Source organism: Blautia sp. Marseille-P2398 (assembly GCF_964240315.1).
GTDB classification, from domain to species: domain Bacteria; phylum Bacillota; class Clostridia; order Lachnospirales; family Lachnospiraceae; genus Blautia_A; species Blautia_A wexlerae.
In genome coordinates, this window is the sequence record NZ_CAXSTD010000015.1 from 63,379 (window position 1) to 81,034 (window position 17,656).

General features: G+C 38.9%; 17 protein-coding genes. 12 read left to right on the forward strand and 5 right to left on the reverse strand.

Going from position 1 to position 17,656, the window contains the following annotated elements:
- Positions 1-13 precede the first annotated feature (13 nt).
- The 4 genes from ACESZG_RS15545 to rpmH form a co-directional block, all read right to left on the reverse strand.
- Entirely contained in the window at positions 14-1,315 is a 1,302-nt protein-coding gene (locus ACESZG_RS15545) for a YidC/Oxa1 family membrane protein insertase (protein ID WP_173697428.1), read from the reverse strand.
- Between the two features lie 75 nt (positions 1,316-1,390).
- On the reverse strand, positions 1,391-1,603 hold the full coding sequence (yidD, locus tag ACESZG_RS15550; RefSeq protein ID WP_008708006.1) for a membrane protein insertion efficiency factor YidD: 213 nt from the start codon (positions 1,601-1,603) through the stop codon (positions 1,391-1,393).
- Positions 1,572-1,943, reverse strand: coding sequence for a ribonuclease P protein component (gene rnpA / locus ACESZG_RS15555; RefSeq protein ID WP_008708005.1), 372 nt, complete (start codon positions 1,941-1,943; stop codon positions 1,572-1,574). Before rnpA ends, yidD begins: the two co-directional genes overlap by 32 nt.
- Positions 1,944-2,006: 63 nt before the next feature.
- A complete protein-coding gene (gene rpmH / locus ACESZG_RS15560; protein WP_008708004.1) occupies positions 2,007-2,141 on the reverse strand; it encodes a 50S ribosomal protein L34 in 135 nt (44 codons plus the stop codon).
- A 622-nt stretch (positions 2,142-2,763) separates the two neighbouring features.
- Here rpmH and dnaA point away from each other — a divergent pair.
- The 7 genes from dnaA to ACESZG_RS15595 all read left to right on the forward strand — a co-directional run bounded on the left by dnaA (position 2,764) and on the right by ACESZG_RS15595 (position 11,019).
- Entirely contained in the window at positions 2,764-4,119 is a 1,356-nt protein-coding gene (gene dnaA, locus ACESZG_RS15565) for a chromosomal replication initiator protein DnaA (RefSeq protein ID WP_008708003.1), read from the forward strand.
- A 278-nt stretch (positions 4,120-4,397) separates the two neighbouring features.
- Positions 4,398-5,513: a DNA polymerase III subunit beta gene (dnaN, locus tag ACESZG_RS15570; RefSeq protein WP_008708002.1), complete on the forward strand. Its 1,116-nt coding sequence runs from the start codon at positions 4,398-4,400 to the stop codon at positions 5,511-5,513.
- Positions 5,514-5,526: 13 nt separating this feature from the next.
- Positions 5,527-5,736 carry an RNA-binding S4 domain-containing protein gene (locus ACESZG_RS15575; protein ID WP_008708001.1) on the forward strand — a complete coding sequence of 70 codons (210 nt, stop codon included), beginning with the start codon at positions 5,527-5,529 and terminating at the stop codon, positions 5,734-5,736.
- A gap of 4 nt (positions 5,737-5,740) precedes the next feature.
- The gene (gene recF, locus ACESZG_RS15580) at positions 5,741-6,826 is read left to right on the forward strand and encodes a DNA replication/repair protein RecF (protein WP_008708000.1); all 1,086 of its coding nucleotides are present in this window, start codon (positions 5,741-5,743) and stop codon (positions 6,824-6,826) included.
- Between the two features lie 64 nt (positions 6,827-6,890).
- On the forward strand, positions 6,891-9,254 hold the full coding sequence (locus ACESZG_RS15585; RefSeq protein ID WP_242859978.1) for a lipopolysaccharide assembly protein LapB: 2,364 nt from the start codon (positions 6,891-6,893) through the stop codon (positions 9,252-9,254).
- A gap of 47 nt (positions 9,255-9,301) precedes the next feature.
- A complete protein-coding gene (rsmA, locus tag ACESZG_RS15590; RefSeq protein ID WP_008707998.1) occupies positions 9,302-10,174 on the forward strand; it encodes a 16S rRNA (adenine(1518)-N(6)/adenine(1519)-N(6))-dimethyltransferase RsmA in 873 nt (290 codons plus the stop codon).
- A gap of 392 nt (positions 10,175-10,566) precedes the next feature.
- A complete protein-coding gene (locus tag ACESZG_RS15595) occupies positions 10,567-11,019 on the forward strand; it encodes a DUF1002 domain-containing protein (protein ID WP_195280117.1) in 453 nt (150 codons plus the stop codon).
- 333 nt (positions 11,020-11,352) lie between these two features.
- On the opposite strand, the gene ACESZG_RS15600 is transcribed toward ACESZG_RS15595, so the two are convergent.
- A complete protein-coding gene (locus ACESZG_RS15600; protein WP_020993340.1) occupies positions 11,353-12,009 on the reverse strand; it encodes a GTP pyrophosphokinase family protein in 657 nt (218 codons plus the stop codon).
- A 285-nt stretch (positions 12,010-12,294) separates the two neighbouring features.
- Between ACESZG_RS15600 and ACESZG_RS15605 the strand changes: the two genes are divergently transcribed.
- From ACESZG_RS15605 to ACESZG_RS15625, 5 genes are all read left to right on the forward strand, one after another.
- The gene (locus ACESZG_RS15605) at positions 12,295-13,203 is read left to right on the forward strand and encodes a S1 RNA-binding domain-containing protein (protein WP_022380403.1); all 909 of its coding nucleotides are present in this window, start codon (positions 12,295-12,297) and stop codon (positions 13,201-13,203) included.
- Positions 13,204-13,216: 13 nt separating this feature from the next.
- Complete coding sequence (locus ACESZG_RS15610; protein ID WP_025578477.1) at positions 13,217-14,887, forward strand: putative manganese-dependent inorganic diphosphatase; 1,671 nt, start codon at positions 13,217-13,219, stop codon at positions 14,885-14,887.
- Positions 14,888-14,921: 34 nt separating this feature from the next.
- Positions 14,922-15,512, forward strand: a complete 591-nt coding sequence (locus ACESZG_RS15615; RefSeq protein ID WP_373218705.1) for a flavin reductase family protein — start codon at positions 14,922-14,924, stop codon at positions 15,510-15,512.
- Positions 15,513-15,563: 51 nt separating this feature from the next.
- A complete protein-coding gene (locus ACESZG_RS15620) occupies positions 15,564-16,076 on the forward strand; it encodes a shikimate kinase (RefSeq protein ID WP_022380404.1) in 513 nt (170 codons plus the stop codon).
- A gap of 216 nt (positions 16,077-16,292) precedes the next feature.
- Positions 16,293-17,585 (forward strand): UDP-N-acetylglucosamine 1-carboxyvinyltransferase, encoded by a 1,293-nt coding sequence (locus ACESZG_RS15625; protein ID WP_008707990.1) that lies wholly within the window; start codon positions 16,293-16,295, stop codon positions 17,583-17,585.
- Positions 17,586-17,656 lie beyond the last annotated feature (71 nt).

Below are 17,656 nucleotides of genomic sequence, written 5' to 3' on the forward strand. Positions count from 1 at the left end.
CCTCCGTTCCTGACTACTTCTTCTTATTACGCTCATCAAATGCTTTTACCAGATTGGCCTTTGCAGTAATGCTGCCAGGTTTTGCATTCGCAGCGTCTTTGTAAGCTTCTTCAACCTTCTTGGCTCTTGTCTCAACATTTGTATTGCTGCTGCCTTTTTCAATCTTATTGATATTCTTGGCGCTCTGATGGGCCTGATTTGTAATCTTCTGAGGTGGAAGTCCCGCTTTCTCACGCTTCTTTTCCATCTTCTTCATATTCTCACTGATCAGGTCTTCAATCTGGATCTTATCCATCTTTTTATTGATAACAACCTGCTGCACACTTCTTACTGCAGCACTTGCTACCCAGTAAATACCAAGACCTACAGGGAATGTGAAACAGAATACTGCTGACATCAACGGCATTACCATATTCATTGTCTTCATGGAGTTCATCATTGCATCCTGCTGTGAATCGCCGCTCTGCTGTGCTGCCTGAGGCATCAGTTTTAAGTTGATCATCTGTGTAGCCCACGCAAGAATCGGGATAAGAATCGCAACGATAGCAAGAAGAGCAGATCCACCTACAAAAGCTGCTTTAATATAAGTCAGTGGCTGATCAGCGATATTCAGACCAAAGAAATTCTGCACATGTGAAATCTCTTTTGCAGTGCTGTTCAGTGTATCAGTAAATCCTGCAAACTGGCTTGTCTCAGCAAGTGTTTTCCACTGAGAAGGTGATAATGCATACAAAAAGTCTGTGACTGAATTACTTGTAGCTTTACTTCCATCCATAATAAGCTGAACTCTTGTCATCTTATTATCTGTGATAAACTGCTGAAGAATATCTGTATATCCGTTTACACCTGTAATACTGGTAACTGCAGATGCAAGGATATCCCTTACACTTCCTACATATGCCGGAATTTTATAAATTACCTGATATAAGGCCATCAAAATAGGGAACTGGATTGCAAGCTGTACACAGCTTCCTGTAGGAGATACGCCGTATTTCTGATATACAGCCTGTGTTTCCTCCTGCATTTTCTGCATTGCAGCAGTATCGTTGTTTTTTCCCTTGTACTTCTTTTGAATTTTCTGAAGTTCCGGCTGCATGATCGCACTCAGCTTAGAGAATTTCTGCTGTTTAATCTGCAGTGGGGTCATAAGAGCATAAATAAGGATACTGAAGATGACAATACAAATACCGATATTCTGAATTCCAAAGATATTCAGCAATCTGTAAATACCATCCATGATCCATCCCATAACGGTCGCAAGCTGACCAATGATAGGAGTGCTGCTCTTTGTCGCTAAAATCATTTCCAAGTTCATTTCCTCCTAGAATCCATAAATGACAGGAGGTTCCTTCGATCGATCAATATTCAATTTTCAAGTACATTCCTGTCTTTACGGTACAGGGTCATAGCCTCCGTGGGAAAAAGGATTACAGCGAAGTATCCTCCATACCGCAAGAAGACCACCCTTTAATGCACCATATTTTTCGATTGCTTCTAAACCATATTGAGAACATGTGGGAATATAAGGACATTTTGTTCTCTTCATCGGTGATATATACTTTTGATAGAGTTTAATTATTCTGATCAGAAACTTCTTTATCATTGTTCTTACCTGCTATGCAGTGCTTTCCCGCCAGATGCATCAGCGCACTCTCTATCTCTTGATAGGTTCTGTCCTTTGCCTGTGGGCGTGCAACTACTACAATGTCCAAACTGTTTTCAAATTCCGCTTCATTCAACCGATAACTCTCTCTTATCAATCTGGTGAGTCTGTGGCGAACCACACTATTCCCTACTTTTTTACTTACTGATATTCCCAGACGATTCTTCATGTACTGATTTTTCAGTACGTACATCACCAGATACCGATTACCTTTTGATGTTCCATTTCTGTATACTTTTTGAAAATCTTGATTTTTTTTTAAGGACTCTGATCTTTGCATAGAATCCCCTTTCCTGATCTCTTTTTTAAGAGAAGAAAAGACCACATAATTGCGGTCTTATTCTTAGGCTGATAAATGCTTTCTTCCTTTTAATCTTCTGGCAGCTAATACTTTACGACCACCCTTTGTGCTCATACGAGCTCTGAAACCATGAACTTTTGCTCTAGATCTCTTTTTTGGCTGAAATGTCATTTTCATAGGTAAAGCACCTCCTTTATCTATTATCCATGTTAAATTTTGTAACTTTTTAAGTATGACAGACACCGGATTCTACAGCTCTCCTGCCCGCCAACTTTACTTATTAGAACATCATTTCAATTATATTCATAAAGGGTGGATTCGTCAAGTATTATTTACACAAAGATTTAAATGGTTTTTTATGCCATTGTGGATTACATAATTGGTTTACGTAATATTATCCACATTTTGTGGATAACTTGTGGATAACTTGTGGAATACCTATATATCTTTCCACTTTCTCCTGTCTATTTTACACATATCTTCAAAAAAATGCTTTTATTTCTACTTTTCTTACTGTGCATAAAATTATCCCCATTTTTTATCGTTTTTAAAAGAATAACGTCACATTATGGTAACCGGAATTGGCTTTTCCACTGTTATCCACACTAATCCACATAAAAAGTGGGGATAACTTTTTTCCACATTTCCCTCAAATATACATTGCGAAAACAGGCATTTTATTATAATATATATAAGGATATTTATGTCTTTTTTAAGAATACGGTCAGAGTTTGTGGAAAACTCAATATTATCAATACACACTTAATATAGAAGTAATACGAACCGGGAGAACCAGAAAATGAACAAAGTTGTGGAAAAATGGGACGAAATCCTGCAAATCGTCAAGACAGAACATGATCTGTCCGACGTTTCTTTTAATACCTGGCTAAAACCACTTACTGTTTACGAAGTAGTTGACAATGTTGTCACTATTATCGTGCCTTCAGAGCAGGTAGGTCTCAATTATATAAGTAAAAAATACAAACTTCCACTTCAGGTAACGATCAGTGAAGTTACCGGAATGGAAAACTGTGACATCAATTTCATATTGCCGGAAGATGTTCCGAAAAAAGAGGAAGTTTCTCCAAAAGCGCAGTCTCAGGACGCACGCTGCGAGGAAGCTCATTTGAATCCAAAATACACTTTTGATACCTTTGTAGTCGGAAGCAATAATAAATTTGCCCAGGCAGCAGCTCTTGCAGTTGCCGAATCCCCGGGTGATACCTACAATCCGCTCTTTATCTATGGCGGTGCAGGTCTGGGAAAAACTCATCTGATGCATTCTATTGCTCATTTCATTATTGATCATGATGAAAACAGCAAAGTACTTTACGTTACCAGTGAAGAGTTTACCAACGAACTGATCGAAACAATCCGTAATGGAAATAACTCGGCAATGACCAAGTTTCGTGAAAAATACAGAAACATTGATGTTCTTCTTGTCGATGATATTCAGTTTATTATAGGAAAGGAATCTACACAGGAAGAATTTTTCCATACCTTTAACAGCCTGCACAGTGCCAAAAAACAGATTATTATTTCGTCAGATAAACCTCCAAAAGATATGGAAATCCTGGAAGAACGTTTCCGTTCACGATTTGAATGGGGCCTGATCGCAGATATCACACTGCCGGATTACGAAACCCGAATGGCAATTCTTCATAAGAAGGAAGAAATGGATGGATATGATATTAACGAGGAAGTAATCAAATACATTGCAAACAATATTAAATCCAATATCCGCGAACTGGAAGGCGCGATCAACAAGGTGATGGCTTTTGCCAAACTTGAAAAAAAGGAAGTTACACTTGAACTTGCCGAACAGGCGTTAAAAGACATTATTTCCCCTGATGAAAAGAAAGTCATCACGCCGGATTATATTATTTCCATGGTTGCTGAACATTTTGATGTTACAGTGGATGACCTTTGTGGAAATAAGCGTAACTCCAAAATTGTAACCCCCCGCCAGATTGCCATGTATTTATGCAGAGAAATCATCTCAACTCCGCTGAAATCTATCGGAAAATGTCTTGGAAATCGTGATCATACTACCATTATGCACGGTATCGACAAAATTGAAAAAGAAATCAACAACGATGAAAACCTTAAAAACACCATTGAAACTTTAAAGAAAAAAATTAATCCACAGGGATGAGGATAACTGACTGTATAACATGTGTATAAGATGTTGATTGAATGTGTATAAGTGTGTATAACTTTTCGCCACTTTTTGGGCGCTTCGGTTATACACAAGTTATACACATACTTTAAGCACACCTTTACACGAAGTTATCCATATCCGAACTCCTTGAAAAATCAACCTTCAATGGAGTTTTTCACATATTCACATCCCCTACGGCGGAGACGACGAATTCCTTTTATATATTTATCTATAAAAAACCACATCACCCAAGAAAGGAAGTTATACACATTATGAAAATCATTTGCCAGAAAATCAACTTGCTCAAAAGTGTAAACATCTCACTGAAAGCAGTTCCCTCTAAAACAACAATGCCAATTCTGGAATGTATTCTGATTGATGCTACTACAAACCAGATCAAATTTACTACTAATGATATGGAACTCGGTATAGAAACAATTGTTGATGGAATCATTGAAGAAAAAGGAATCATTGCGCTGGATGCAAAAATTTTCTATGAAATCATTCGTCGACTGCCAGACAATACGGTAACTATTAAAACAGATGAGAAACTTACTGCCACCATTACCTGTGAGAAAGCAAAATTCACGATACCTGGTAAATCCGGAGAAGATTTTGCATATCTCCCACTGATTGAGAAAGAAGAAAGTCTTACTATCTCTCAATTCACATTAAAAGAGATGATTAGACAGACTATTTTCTCAATTGCCTCCAATGAAACCAATAAGCTGATGACCGGTGAACTTTTTGAAATCAAAAATAACTACCTGAAAATAGTATCTCTCGATGGACATCGTATTGCGATTAGACGTATGGAACTGAAAAAAGATTATGCTGACCGCAAAGTGGTGGTACCTGGCAAAACACTTAATGAGATCAGTAAGATTTTATCCGGTGAAATTGATGATATTGTAAATATTTATTTCTCAAAAAATCATATTTTATTTGAGTTTGACCAGACTATTGTTGTTTCCAGATTAATCGATGGAGAATATTTCCGTATTGATCAGATGCTTTCCAGCGATTACGAAACTAAAATTAAAATTAATAAAAAAGAATTTCTGGACTGTATCGACAGAGCCACTCTGTTGGTAAGAGAGGGAGAAAAGAAACCGATCATTATTGAAATTACAGATAATTCTATGGAATTACGTATTGATTCTGCAATGGGTTCCATGAATGAAAATATTGATATTGATAAAGAGGGCAAAGATATCCTTATTGGCTTTAATCCAAGATTTCTGATCGATGCACTCAAAGTAATCGATGATGAAACAATCAGTATCTACCTCGTAAATCCAAAAGCACCATGTTTTATCAGGGATGACGAGGAAAATTACACATATTTGATTCTGCCTGTAAATATCAACCAGAATCAGGCAAGATAGGGAGTAAATGAAAATGGAAGAAATTAAAATCAGAGATGAATTTATAAAACTGGGGCAGTTACTGAAACTTGCAGATATGGTTCAGGACGGGGTTGAAGCGAAATATGTGATCACTGACGGACTGGTAAAAGTAAACGGAGAGGTAGATGACCGTCGTGGCCGAAAGGTTTATGAAGGTGACATCGTTTCTTATGATGGAAAAGAAATTAAAGTGATCAGGTGAATAAATGTATATTGAATCTGTTCAGTTAAAAAATTTCAGAAATTATGATTCTCTGGAACTCGATCTGGCACAGGGGACGAATATATTTTACGGCAATAACGCTCAGGGAAAGACCAATATCCTGGAGGCACTTTATCTTTGCGGAACTACAAAATCGCATAAAGGAAGCAGAGATAAGGATATGATTCAGTTTGGAAAGGATGAATCTCATATCAGGATGATGGTAAAAAGAGATGAGCTTTCCTACAGGATTGATATGCATCTTAAAAAGAATAAAGCAAAAGGCGTTGCGATCAATGGTCTTCCTATCCGGAAGGCCAGTGAGCTTTTCGGAGTAGTTAATCTGGTGTTTTTTTCTCCTGAGGATCTGAATATTATAAAAAATGGTCCGGGTGAGAGAAGGAGATTTCTTGATCTGGAACTGTGCCAGTTAGATAAAATATATCTTACAGATCTGGCTTCATATAACCATATTGTAAATCAGAGAAATAAATTGCTGAAGGATCTCAGTGTTCAGCCTTCACTTAAAGATACACTGGATATCTGGGATATACAGATGGCTGAATATGGACGGAAGATTATTGACAAGCGCAGTGAATTTATTAAAGAACTAAATGAAACGGTTCGAAAAATACATGGTAATCTTACAGGGGGATTGGAAGAACTGAACGTTATTTATGAACCGGACTGTACAGCAGAGAAACTGGAAAGTACCATTTGTGCCAACAGAGAAAGAGATATGAGGATGAGACTGACATCCGCAGGCCCACACAGAGATGACCTGTGTGTAATGGCAAATGGGATTGATATCAGGAAATACGGTTCTCAGGGACAGCAGAGGACAGCGGCACTTTCACTTAAATTATCAGAAATATATATAGTAAAGAGAAAAATAAAAGACACACCGGTTCTGCTTTTGGATGATGTTCTGTCCGAGCTGGACAGCAGCAGGCAGAATTATCTTCTGGACAGTATCAGTGATATCCAGACATTGATAACATGTACAGGGCTGGATGATTTTATCAGTCATCAGTTTCAGATAAATAAGGTATTTCAGGTAGTTCAGGGAACAGTATCACAGCCTGTGTAAGAAGAAACAATCTTTTGACAAGGGTACGGGCTTATGATACACTGAGCGTAATTATGGAAAGTTGGTGAATGCATTGGATAAAGAAGAATTTCGGATAAAACTTGAAGAGATTAATAAGCTGGTTCAGGACAAAGATTATAAAGGTGCCATGAACATTGTAGACAGCATAGACTGGAGACGCGTCAAAAATGTCCGCACCTTATGTGTTGTCGGTGAAATATATGCAGCAAACGGAAGATATGAGGACAGTAAGGAGATTTTCCTTCTTGCATATCATAAGGCATCTATTGGAAAAAATATTCTTTACCGTCTGATTGAGATCTCTCTGCGAATGGATGATATCAATGAAGCAGAAGAATTTTTTGAAGAGTATAAGCAGGTGGCTTCGAATGACAGTACACAATATATTCTGCAGTACAAGATTGCAAGGGCAAAAAATTCTTCATTAAATGAGCAGATCAGAATCCTGGAAGAGTATAAAGAACAGGAATTTACAGAGAAATGGTCATATGAACTGGCAGCCCTGTATTACAAAGCAGGAGAAAAACAGAAATGTCTGGATTTATGCAATGAAATCATTCTCTGGTTCAGTGAAGGCAAATATGTTATGAAAGCCTATGATCTAAAAATGAGAATGGGTGAGCTGACAGGTGCTGAGAAAGCAAAATTTGAGAAACAGTTTGTTCCGAAACTTCTTACACCAGAGCAGGCGAAAGAACTGGAGAAGAAAAAAACGGAAACAGAAGTAAAAGCGCAGGAAGAGCCTGAAGCTGAAGAAGTGGAAGAAACGACAGAAAACAATGAGCCGGAAGTTCAGGTCAGCATGGAAGGCATTCAGGAAAAGATTTCAAAGGGGATCAGGGATGTCTTTGGAGGTAAGACTCAGGAAGAGAAAGAAGAGTTTCCGGAAGAATCCATGGATATGGTTAACGAGGCCGGTATCACCAGGGAAGATGAGATTCCGGAAGAAATCATAAAGAGTGATGCGTCACAGAAAGAACCTGAAAATGTTCCGGAATTGGAGGCAGAACCTGAAAAACCGGGGGCAGAACCCATGGCTGCAATTAAGATGCCTGAATTAAATATTCCGGAATCCATGAAAAATATGGAACTGAGCAAACCGCCGAAAGTTGAGGAAGTTGCTGAGACGAAACTGAATATGGATTCTTTTGATCTGGAAGGGAAAGAGTTGAATCTGGAGGATACGATCCTTGCTGCTGCCAGTGCGCAGGGAATTGAGATTCCGAAGGAAGAAGAGTCAAAAACAGAAGAAGTACAGGAAGAAAGTTCAGAAACTGATGTTGATGATAAAGAAATAAAAGCCCATGATATTTCAGAGGAACTGGAAGAACCGGATTTCCTCAGCGGAGATATAAAAGATATAAAGGTTGCTGATCCAAAGCCGGATGAAGAACCGAAAAAGGAAATACCGGTGCAGCCGGAAATAGAAGAAGCTGAAGAAGAAGATGAGGTTACAGAAGAAGATCTCAGAAGAGCTGAAGAGGAATTTCTCCATGGACCGATTGGGAATACAGATCTGAATCCGGAAGATGATACAGAGGGAACGGAAGAAGCCCAACCCCTGACAGAAGAAGAGGAGCTGGAACGTTTTATAGAATCTATCCAGCCGGAAAATGGAGCAGATCCAAGGGATATCGTACCAAGAGAAAAAGAACTTACAGATAATGAGAAGCAGTTATTTACATATTTTGTAAAGGTTCCGGGTATGAAAGAGCAGCTTGTGGATACTTTATATGATGTACAGATGGCTGCAGCAGACAAGACTTCTAAAACTGGAAATATTATTGTGATGGGCGGTAAGGAATGCGGAAAGACCAGACTGATCTCAGGCCTGATTCCGGCAATCTGTAAAGAACTGAATCTGGAAGCGTCAAAAGTAGCATATGTTTTTGCAGATCAGATCAACGGAAAAAATATTTATAAGATTTTTTCAAAGCTGGCAGGTGGCTTTCTTGTGATCGAAAATGCAAATCAGCTGACACCGGAAACAGTAGAGATGCTTGACAAAGCCATGGAAGTTAATACAGACGGACTTACAGTAATCGTGGAAGATGAGAAGATTGGTATGCGAAAACTGATTGCCAGATATCCGAAATTCGCAAAGAAGTTTACTTCAATGATCAATATTCCTGTGTTTACCAATGATGAACTTGTCAATTTTGCAAGGGTTTATACAAAAGAGAATGGTTATGCTATTGATCAGATGGGAATGCTTGCGCTGTATAATCTGATTGGAATTAACCAGAAAGAGGATTCTCCTATGAATGTTGGCGCAGTAAAAGAACTGATAGATGCTGCGATTGCAAAATCACAGGGAGGAATCCGTAAATTTAAACGAAATGTATCTAAGAAACGTATAGACAGAGATGGATATATTGTTCTGTACGAGAAAGATTTTACTAAATAATGCGTATTTGTACAGTTACAGGTAATAAAGAAAAAGGAGTAAAGATTATGCCCAGACCGTATCTAGGAGATCCAAAGTATACCATAGAAGTGCTTCAGAAGTATAATTTTGCATTCCAGAAAAGGTTTGGTCAGAACTTTCTGATCGATACTCATGTTCTGGATAAGATTATAGATTCTGCACAGATCACAAAGGATGATTTTGTATTGGAGATTGGACCGGGAATCGGAACCATGACACAGTATCTGGCTGAAGCAGCAAGGGAAGTGGCAGCAGTTGAGATTGATAAAACACTGCTTCCTATTCTGGACGACACTCTGAAAGATTGGGATAATGTGACAGTCATCAACAACGACATCCTCAAAGTAGACATCCGCCAGCTTGCACTGGAAAAAAATCAGGGGCGTCCGATCAAGGTTGTTGCCAATCTGCCATATTACATTACTACCCCGATCATCATGGGATTGTTTGAGAATCAGGTTCCTGTTGATTCTATTACTATTATGGTACAGAAAGAAGTTGCGGACAGAATGCAGGTAGGACCCGGAACAAAAGATTACGGGGCGCTTTCACTGGCTGTGCAATATTATGCGAAACCAAAGATCGTGGCAAATGTACCGCCCAACTGTTTTATGCCAAGACCTAAAGTGGGAAGTGCGGTGATCAGACTGGAACGATATGAAAAACCGCCGGTTGAGGTAAAGAATGAGAAGCTGATGTTTCGTATTATCAGAGCATCTTTTAACCAGAGAAGGAAGACACTGGTGAATGGTCTGAAGAATTCACAGGAGATACCATTTTCTAAAGAACAGATTGAGCAGGCGTTGGGGATGTGTGGACTTTCCCTGAGTGTCAGAGGAGAAGCACTGACACTGGCACAGTTTGCACAGCTGGCAAATGCATTTACAGAAATTTCATAAAAAGATAAATATAAAAAGCATCCGGTGGCTAAGCGGATGCTTTTTATATTACGTTCAAATTTATTTTTTAAAAGGAAGGAGAGTTAATTGCCTCTTCCGGCAATCAACATATGAAAAAGAAATTTTATAAAAATAACGTTGGCTTTATTATTTTTATAGCTTTAGTATATCCTGCAATTATGAGAAAATCGTGTTTAAGATGTGAAAAAAATTTGAACAAATGTCGAAGGAATTATGAAGACAGAAATTGGGATATTTATTTTACAGAAGGCATAAGATTTCTGATATAATGAGCCGGTAAATGAAAATGCCTGTTCATTGTCTGTAATCTGCTGACAGTGAAAAGACAGAGACTTATTATTGACTGGCAAAAGTATGGAGGTAATTAAATCATGAGAATAAAAAAAGCAGGAATACTTATTATTGCGGCAGCAATTACATGTACGACACCGGCAGTATCGGTGATGGCAGCAGATACTTCGGAATCTGTACAGGAGATTATTTCTGATAATGAGATTGATTCTCTTGTATCAGATCCGGACAAAGTAGTTGATATCATTATGTATGTGAAAAATGAGGCAGCAAAACAGGATATTTCAGATGATCAGATCAGATCGCTGATCCAGACTGCGGAGAGTACTGCAGGAGTTAGCCTTTCGGAGGAAGAAGAGAACAGAATCATAAAGATCGTTAAACAGATCAAGGATTCTGATATTGATGAGGAACAGCTCAGGAGTGCTGTGACGAAGGCATATGATAAACTGGAAGAAATGGGGATTGGTAAAGAAGAGGTAAAAGGAATCCTGCATAAACTGGCTGATTTTGCAAAGAGTCTTTTTGAGTAAAATCTGCTCATTCTCAAATCGTAACTGTGAAAAGACGAAATAGTTATGGAAGATTATGGGAGATATACAAGATAGACAAGCATAAAATAAAACAAGAACTATAAATATGTGGTAATTCTATAAAAAAATATTAAAAAATATAAAATAATTGTGCAAATAAACGAAAAGTTAACTGCGAGTTCATAATTTGTTCATAAATGATTGCTACTATATAGATAGTTCGAAAGAACCTACGAAAGACGTTGTAATGTGTTATCATTACACATAAATTTTTTTCATAATAATAGCCCCGGTAAACCACTGCCGGGGCACTCCTCGTTTTACGGGGATTTTTTATTTTTTATCTGATAATTTTCCATATTTCTGGATTTCATTATTGAGTTCTTCCATGCGGGTATCCAGTTCTGCTACATATCGCGCACATTCTCTTAATTCTTTTGTGATATAGTCAGGTCCGTCTCCCTCAAATTTGTAATGCATCTTATGCTCCAGAGTCGCCCAGAAATCCTGTGCAACTGTGCGGATCTGAATCTCTACTTTGGTATCAATGATACTGTCGGAGAGAAAGACCGGTGTGGTAACCAGCATATGATAACTGCGGTAACCGCTCTTTTTAGGATTTTTCATATAATCACGTCTTGCAAGGATCGTCAGGTCATTTTGTTTGGAAATCATATCTGCGATCAGATAGATATCAGATGTAAAGGAACAGCTGATACGGATTCCTGCGATGTCATTTACATAGCGTACCATGTTCTCGATACTGGATTCATATCCATGTCGTTTCAGTTTTTTTACAATGCTTTCCGGAGTTTTGATTCTGGATTTTACATGTTCGATTGGATTGTATTTATGTCTGTGCTGAAATTCACCGTTTAGAATATCAATCTTTGTTTCTACCTGTTTAAGGGCAGACTGATAGACAAAAATAACTGTCTCCCAGTCATTCAGTTCTTTAAAATCCCTCAAGGGGACAGAATCATAATTCATGTATAATAATATCCTTTCCTGATACAGGCAGTTCCCCGTTGATTTTTGTAATCTCACAGGGGACTTGTTTATAGATTTGCTATAGTTGGTTGATGATATTATTGTAACATATAAATATCCGTTTGTGTGAACTATCTGTATGAAAATTCAGATTTCCATTATTAAAGTGATTGTGTTATAATGTTTGAAAATAGCTGACATAATATACTCTATTTGTAACTGTTCAGTATCCTGTAACAGATGGAGAAGAGTTACATTTATTCCAGGTAAAGGAGAAAACAGATAATGGCTGAATCAATGAAAGATTACGAAACAGAACTGGAAGCCTCTTTTAAGAAAATTGAAGAAGGGGATATTCTTACAGGAACTGTCATCAGTGTAGATGAAAAAGAAGTTGTGGTAGATTTGAAGTATTATGCGGAAGGCATTATTCCGGCAGAGGATTACAGCAGAGAACCGGGATTTTCTTTAAAGGAACAGGTGAATGTGGGAGATGAAGTTTCTGCGACTGTTGTGAGTAAAGACGATGGAAATGGAAATATTCTGTTGTCCAGAACAGAAGCAGCAGATGTGCTTGCATGGGATAAGCTGAAAGAATTAAAGGATTCAAAAGAAGTAATTGATGTGGTGGTAAAAGGCATTGTAAATGGCGGCGTGATCGCCTATGTAGAAGGTGTACGTGGATTTATTCCCGCCTCAAAGCTTGCCCTGAATTATGTGGAGGATACAAACGAATATCTGAACAAACCAATCCAGGTTCAGGTTTTCGATATTGATAAAGAAAAAGGAAGATTAATTCTCTCTGCAAAGGAAATATTAAGAGAAAAAGCAGAAGAGGAGAGAAAAACAAAAATCTCCAATGTGCAGGTCGGACTTGTAACAGAAGGTGTTGTTGAGAGCTTACAGCCATATGGTGCATTCGTAGATCTGGGAAATGGTCTGTCAGGTCTGGTTCATATTTCACAGATCTGTGAGAAGAGAATTAAGAAACCATCAGAAGTTCTGACAGTTGGAGATAAAGTAAAGGTAAAAGTAACTGCTGTCAAAGATGGAAAATTAAGTCTGAGCATCAAAGAGGCAACAGATATGATGGCTAAGGAAATTGAGGAGGAAGTGATCGAGCTTCCAGATTCAAAGGAAGAGGCTTCCACATCTCTTGGCGCACTTTTTGCAAACATTAAATTAGATAATTGAGGTTAGAATCTGTATGAGAAATCAGGAAAAAATATTTGTAATAGGTCACAAGAATCCGGATACGGATTCCATCTGTTCAGCAATTGCCTATGCGGACATCAAAAACAGGACTTCTCAGAAGGTGAAATACATTCCAAAGCGTGCAGGACAGATCAATGAAGAGACAGAATATGTGTTAAATCGTTTCGGCATGCAGCCGCCGGGATATCTGTCTAACATTGGAACACAGATAAAAGATATGGATATCCGTATGAGTCCGGAAGCTGATAAGAGTATGTCCCTGAAAAATGCATGGGATCTGATGATGGAGAAAAGTATCGTATCTCTTCCGATCAGAGACAGAGAAGGACAGCTGGAAGGTCTGATCACAATCGGTGATATTGCTAAGACTTATATGGATACAACGGACAGTTATCTGCTGTCAAGAGCGAAGACACAGTACAGAAGAATTGCCGAGACAATTGCAGGTACCGTAGTAGAGGGAAATGAGCATGGATATTTTACAAAAGGAAAAGTTCTGGTGGGAACTGCAAATCCGGAAATGCTCAAAGCCTATATTGAATCGGATGACCTGATAATCATGGGAGACAGAGAAGAGGATCATCTTCAGGCGATTGCGCAGAATGTTAGCTGTATTATCGTTGGTATGGGAATTGAAGTCAGCGAAAAGGTGATAAAGCTTGCTCATGAGAGAGAAATTGTAATTATTATGTCTCCGTATGATACATTTACGATCGCAAGACTGATCAACCAGAGTATTCCTGTACGGTATATTATGAAAACAGATAATCTGGTTACTTTTAATACAGAGGATTTTACGGATGATATTCAGAATGAGATGATCAAACACCGTCATCGTGCGTTCCCTGTAATTAACAAAAAGGGAAAATGTATCGGAACAATTTCCCGAAGAAATTTTCTGGATATGCACAGGAAAAAAGTAGCACTTGTGGACCATAATGAGAAAGATCAGGCAGTTGACAATATCGATAAAGCTGAAATTGTGGAGATTATTGACCATCATAAACTGGGTTCTCTGGAAACTATGGTACCGATTTCTTTCAGAAATCAGCCGGTCGGATGTACAGCAACGATTCTGTATGAAATGTATGGGGAGCAGAAACTTGAGATTTCACCGAGTATTGCGGGGCTTCTCTGTGCTGCGATTATTTCAGATACACTGATGTTCCGTTCACCTACCTGCACATTATCTGACAAGATGGCGGCAGGTGCGCTGGCACTTATTGCAGGAATCAATATTGAGCAGTTTGCAAAAGAGATGTTTAAAGCAGGAAGTAACCTGAAAGATAAATCACCGGAAGAAATTTTCTATCAGGATTATAAGAAATTTATTGCTGAGGATGAGATCAACTTTGGTGTTGGACAGATCAGTTCTATGGACAGCGATGAGCTGGCAGAAATCAAAGAGCGTCTGGTTCCGTTTATGGTCAGCGAGTGTGGCCGTCATGGTGTCACCCGCGTATTCTTTATGCTTACCAATATTATTGAGGAATCTACAGAGCTTCTCTATTATGGTGAGGGAAGTGAGGAAATGGCACGTATTGCTTTTCATATGGAGCCAAAGGATGGTGTATTTGATCTGAAAGGCGTTGTTTCACGTAAGAAACAGCTGATTCCGGCACTTATGGAAGCTGCACAGGCCGGACAGAACGATTACAACTGATGGCAGCAGACAGAATAGCTGAGGATAATAAGAAATGGAAAAAGAAACCTGGAAAGCAGGAAATATGCTTTATCCACTTCCGGCAGTTATGGTAAGTGTTTCTGACGGAGAGGGGAATGACAATATTATTACAGTTGCATGGGTAGGAACTGTCTGCACGAATCCGCCGATGGTGTCTATTTCTGTGCGACCATCCCGTTTTTCCTATGATATGCTCAGAAAGACGGGAGAATTTGTAATAAATCTGACAACAGAGAAACTGGCATATGCAACGGATTACTGTGGAGTCCGTTCAGGCAGGGATGTTGATAAATTTAAAGAAATGAAGCTTACCAAAGAGAAGGCGGATTTTGTGAAAGTTCCCATGATCGCAGAATCTCCGGTGAGTATTGAATGCAAAGTAAGGCAGGTTCTGGAATTGGGTTCCCACCATATGTTTCTGGCAGATGTGCTTGCAGTTCATGCTGATCCGCAGTATATGGACGAGAAGAAGAAATTTCATCTGAATGATGCGAAACCTCTGGTGTATTCTCATGGTGAATATCTGGGAATTGGTAAAAAACTGGGAACATTTGGATACAGCGTTAAAAAAAAGAAGAAAAAATCCGGAAAAAAGAAACAGTAATCCGCAATTTGCAGACGCAGACAATGTATGATAAAATGAAAGGACATAAACATGAATAATGTGACATTAATAGGAATGCCCGGTTCAGGGAAAAGTACAATAGGAGTTATTCTTGCAAAAGCATTGAGATATGAATTTCTGGATTCGGATCTTCTGATACAGAAACAGGAGAAAAGAAAGCTTTCAGAGATCATAGAGCAGGACGGACCGGAAAAATTTAAGGAAATTGAAAATCAGGTTAATGCAGACATTCATGTGACAGATACGGTCATTGCACCCGGCGGAAGTGTTATTTACTGTGATGAGGCAATGGAACATCTGAAGTCTATAGGTAAGGTTATATATCTTAAATTATCACTGGAATCTTTATCCAAAAGACTGGGAAATCTGAAAGGCCGCGGAGTTCTGTTAAAGGACGGTCAGAGCCTGAAAGATCTGTATGAGGAACGTGTACCTCTGTACGAGAAATATGCAGATATTACCATTGATGAAGAGGGGAAAGATTTGGATGAAAGTCTTCGGGCAATTCTGGAGATAATACATATCAAAGAGCAGGGAAAGTGATTATTACAGCTCGGGAAAAGGACAGTGGTAAATAATTTTTGTTTACAAATGATAAATATATGATATAATATACAACTGACTTTAAAATAGGATGATCGTTTAGTATAAACATATATGCATTTGAAACAGAAGTTACATGTTCGCAGAAAACGAAAAACAGAGTGAACAGTGACCATTAATTCTGCTCATGGAGTGAAAATAAATAAGAGGTGTGATATGGAACAGTATGTTATAAAAGGAGGCAACCCTTTAGTCGGTGAAGTTGAGATTGCCGGTGCCAAGAATGCGGCACTTGCTATTCTTGCAGCAGCCATAATGACTGATGAGACGATTCTGATAGAGAATTTGCCGGATGTAAGGGATATCAATGTATTGCTTGAAGCGATCGCTGGTATTGGAGCACAGGTAGACCGTATTGATAAATCTACTGTGAAGATTAACGGATCTACAATTGGAGATGTAAGTGTTGATTATGAATATATCAAGAAGATCAGAGCTTCCTACTATCTGCTGGGAGCACTTCTTGGTAAGTATAAACATGCAGAGGTACCGCTTCCAGGTGGATGCAACATCGGAAGCCGTCCGATCGACCAGCATCTGAAGGGATTCAGAGCGCTTGGTGCAGATGTAGATATCATGCATGGAGCAATTGTTGCGAAAGCAGATGAACTTCATGGAAGCCATATTTTCCTTGACGTTGTTTCTGTAGGTGCAACGATCAATATTATGATGGCAGCCTCATTGGCTCCGGGACGTACTATTTTGGAAAATGCCGCAAGAGAACCGCATGTAGTTGACGTTGCCAACTTCCTGAACAGTATGGGGGCAAATATTAAAGGTGCAGGTACAGATGTGATCCGTATTAAAGGTGTGGAGAAGCTCCACCGTACAGAGTATTCTATTATTCCGGATCAGATCGAGGCAGGTACATTTATGTTTGCTGCGGCAGCAACAGGCGGAGATGTAACAGTTAAGAATGTAATTCCGAAGCATCTGGAAGCAACTACGGCTAAACTTGAAGAAATTGGATGTGAGGTTGAGGAATTTGATGATGCAGTTCGTGTACGTGCACCAAAGAGACTTCACCGTACTCATGTAAAGACTCTTCCATATCCCGGATATCCTACAGATATGCAGCCACAGATTGCTGTAACTCTGGCACTTGCAGAGGGAACCAGTATTGTAACAGAGAGTATTTTTGAGAACAGATTCAAGTATGCGGACGAACTTTCACGTATGGGAGCAAACATCAAAGTTGAGGGAAATTCAGCAATTATTGATGGTGTGAAGAAGCTTACAGGTGCGAGAGTAAGTGCACCGGATCTGCGTGCAGGTGCAGCCCTGGTGATCGCAGGTCTTGCAGCAGATGGAATCACAGTTGTTGATGATATCGTATATATCCAGAGAGGATACGAGAATTTTGAAGATAAGCTGAGATCTCTCGGTGCTGAGATTGAGAGAGTATCCAATGAGAAAGAAATCCAGAAATTCCGTCTCAGGGTGGGATGATAAAAAATACCAAAAAATTACTTGACATTTGTAAGAGTTAAGTATATTGTATGGTATGCAGCAATCTTAAT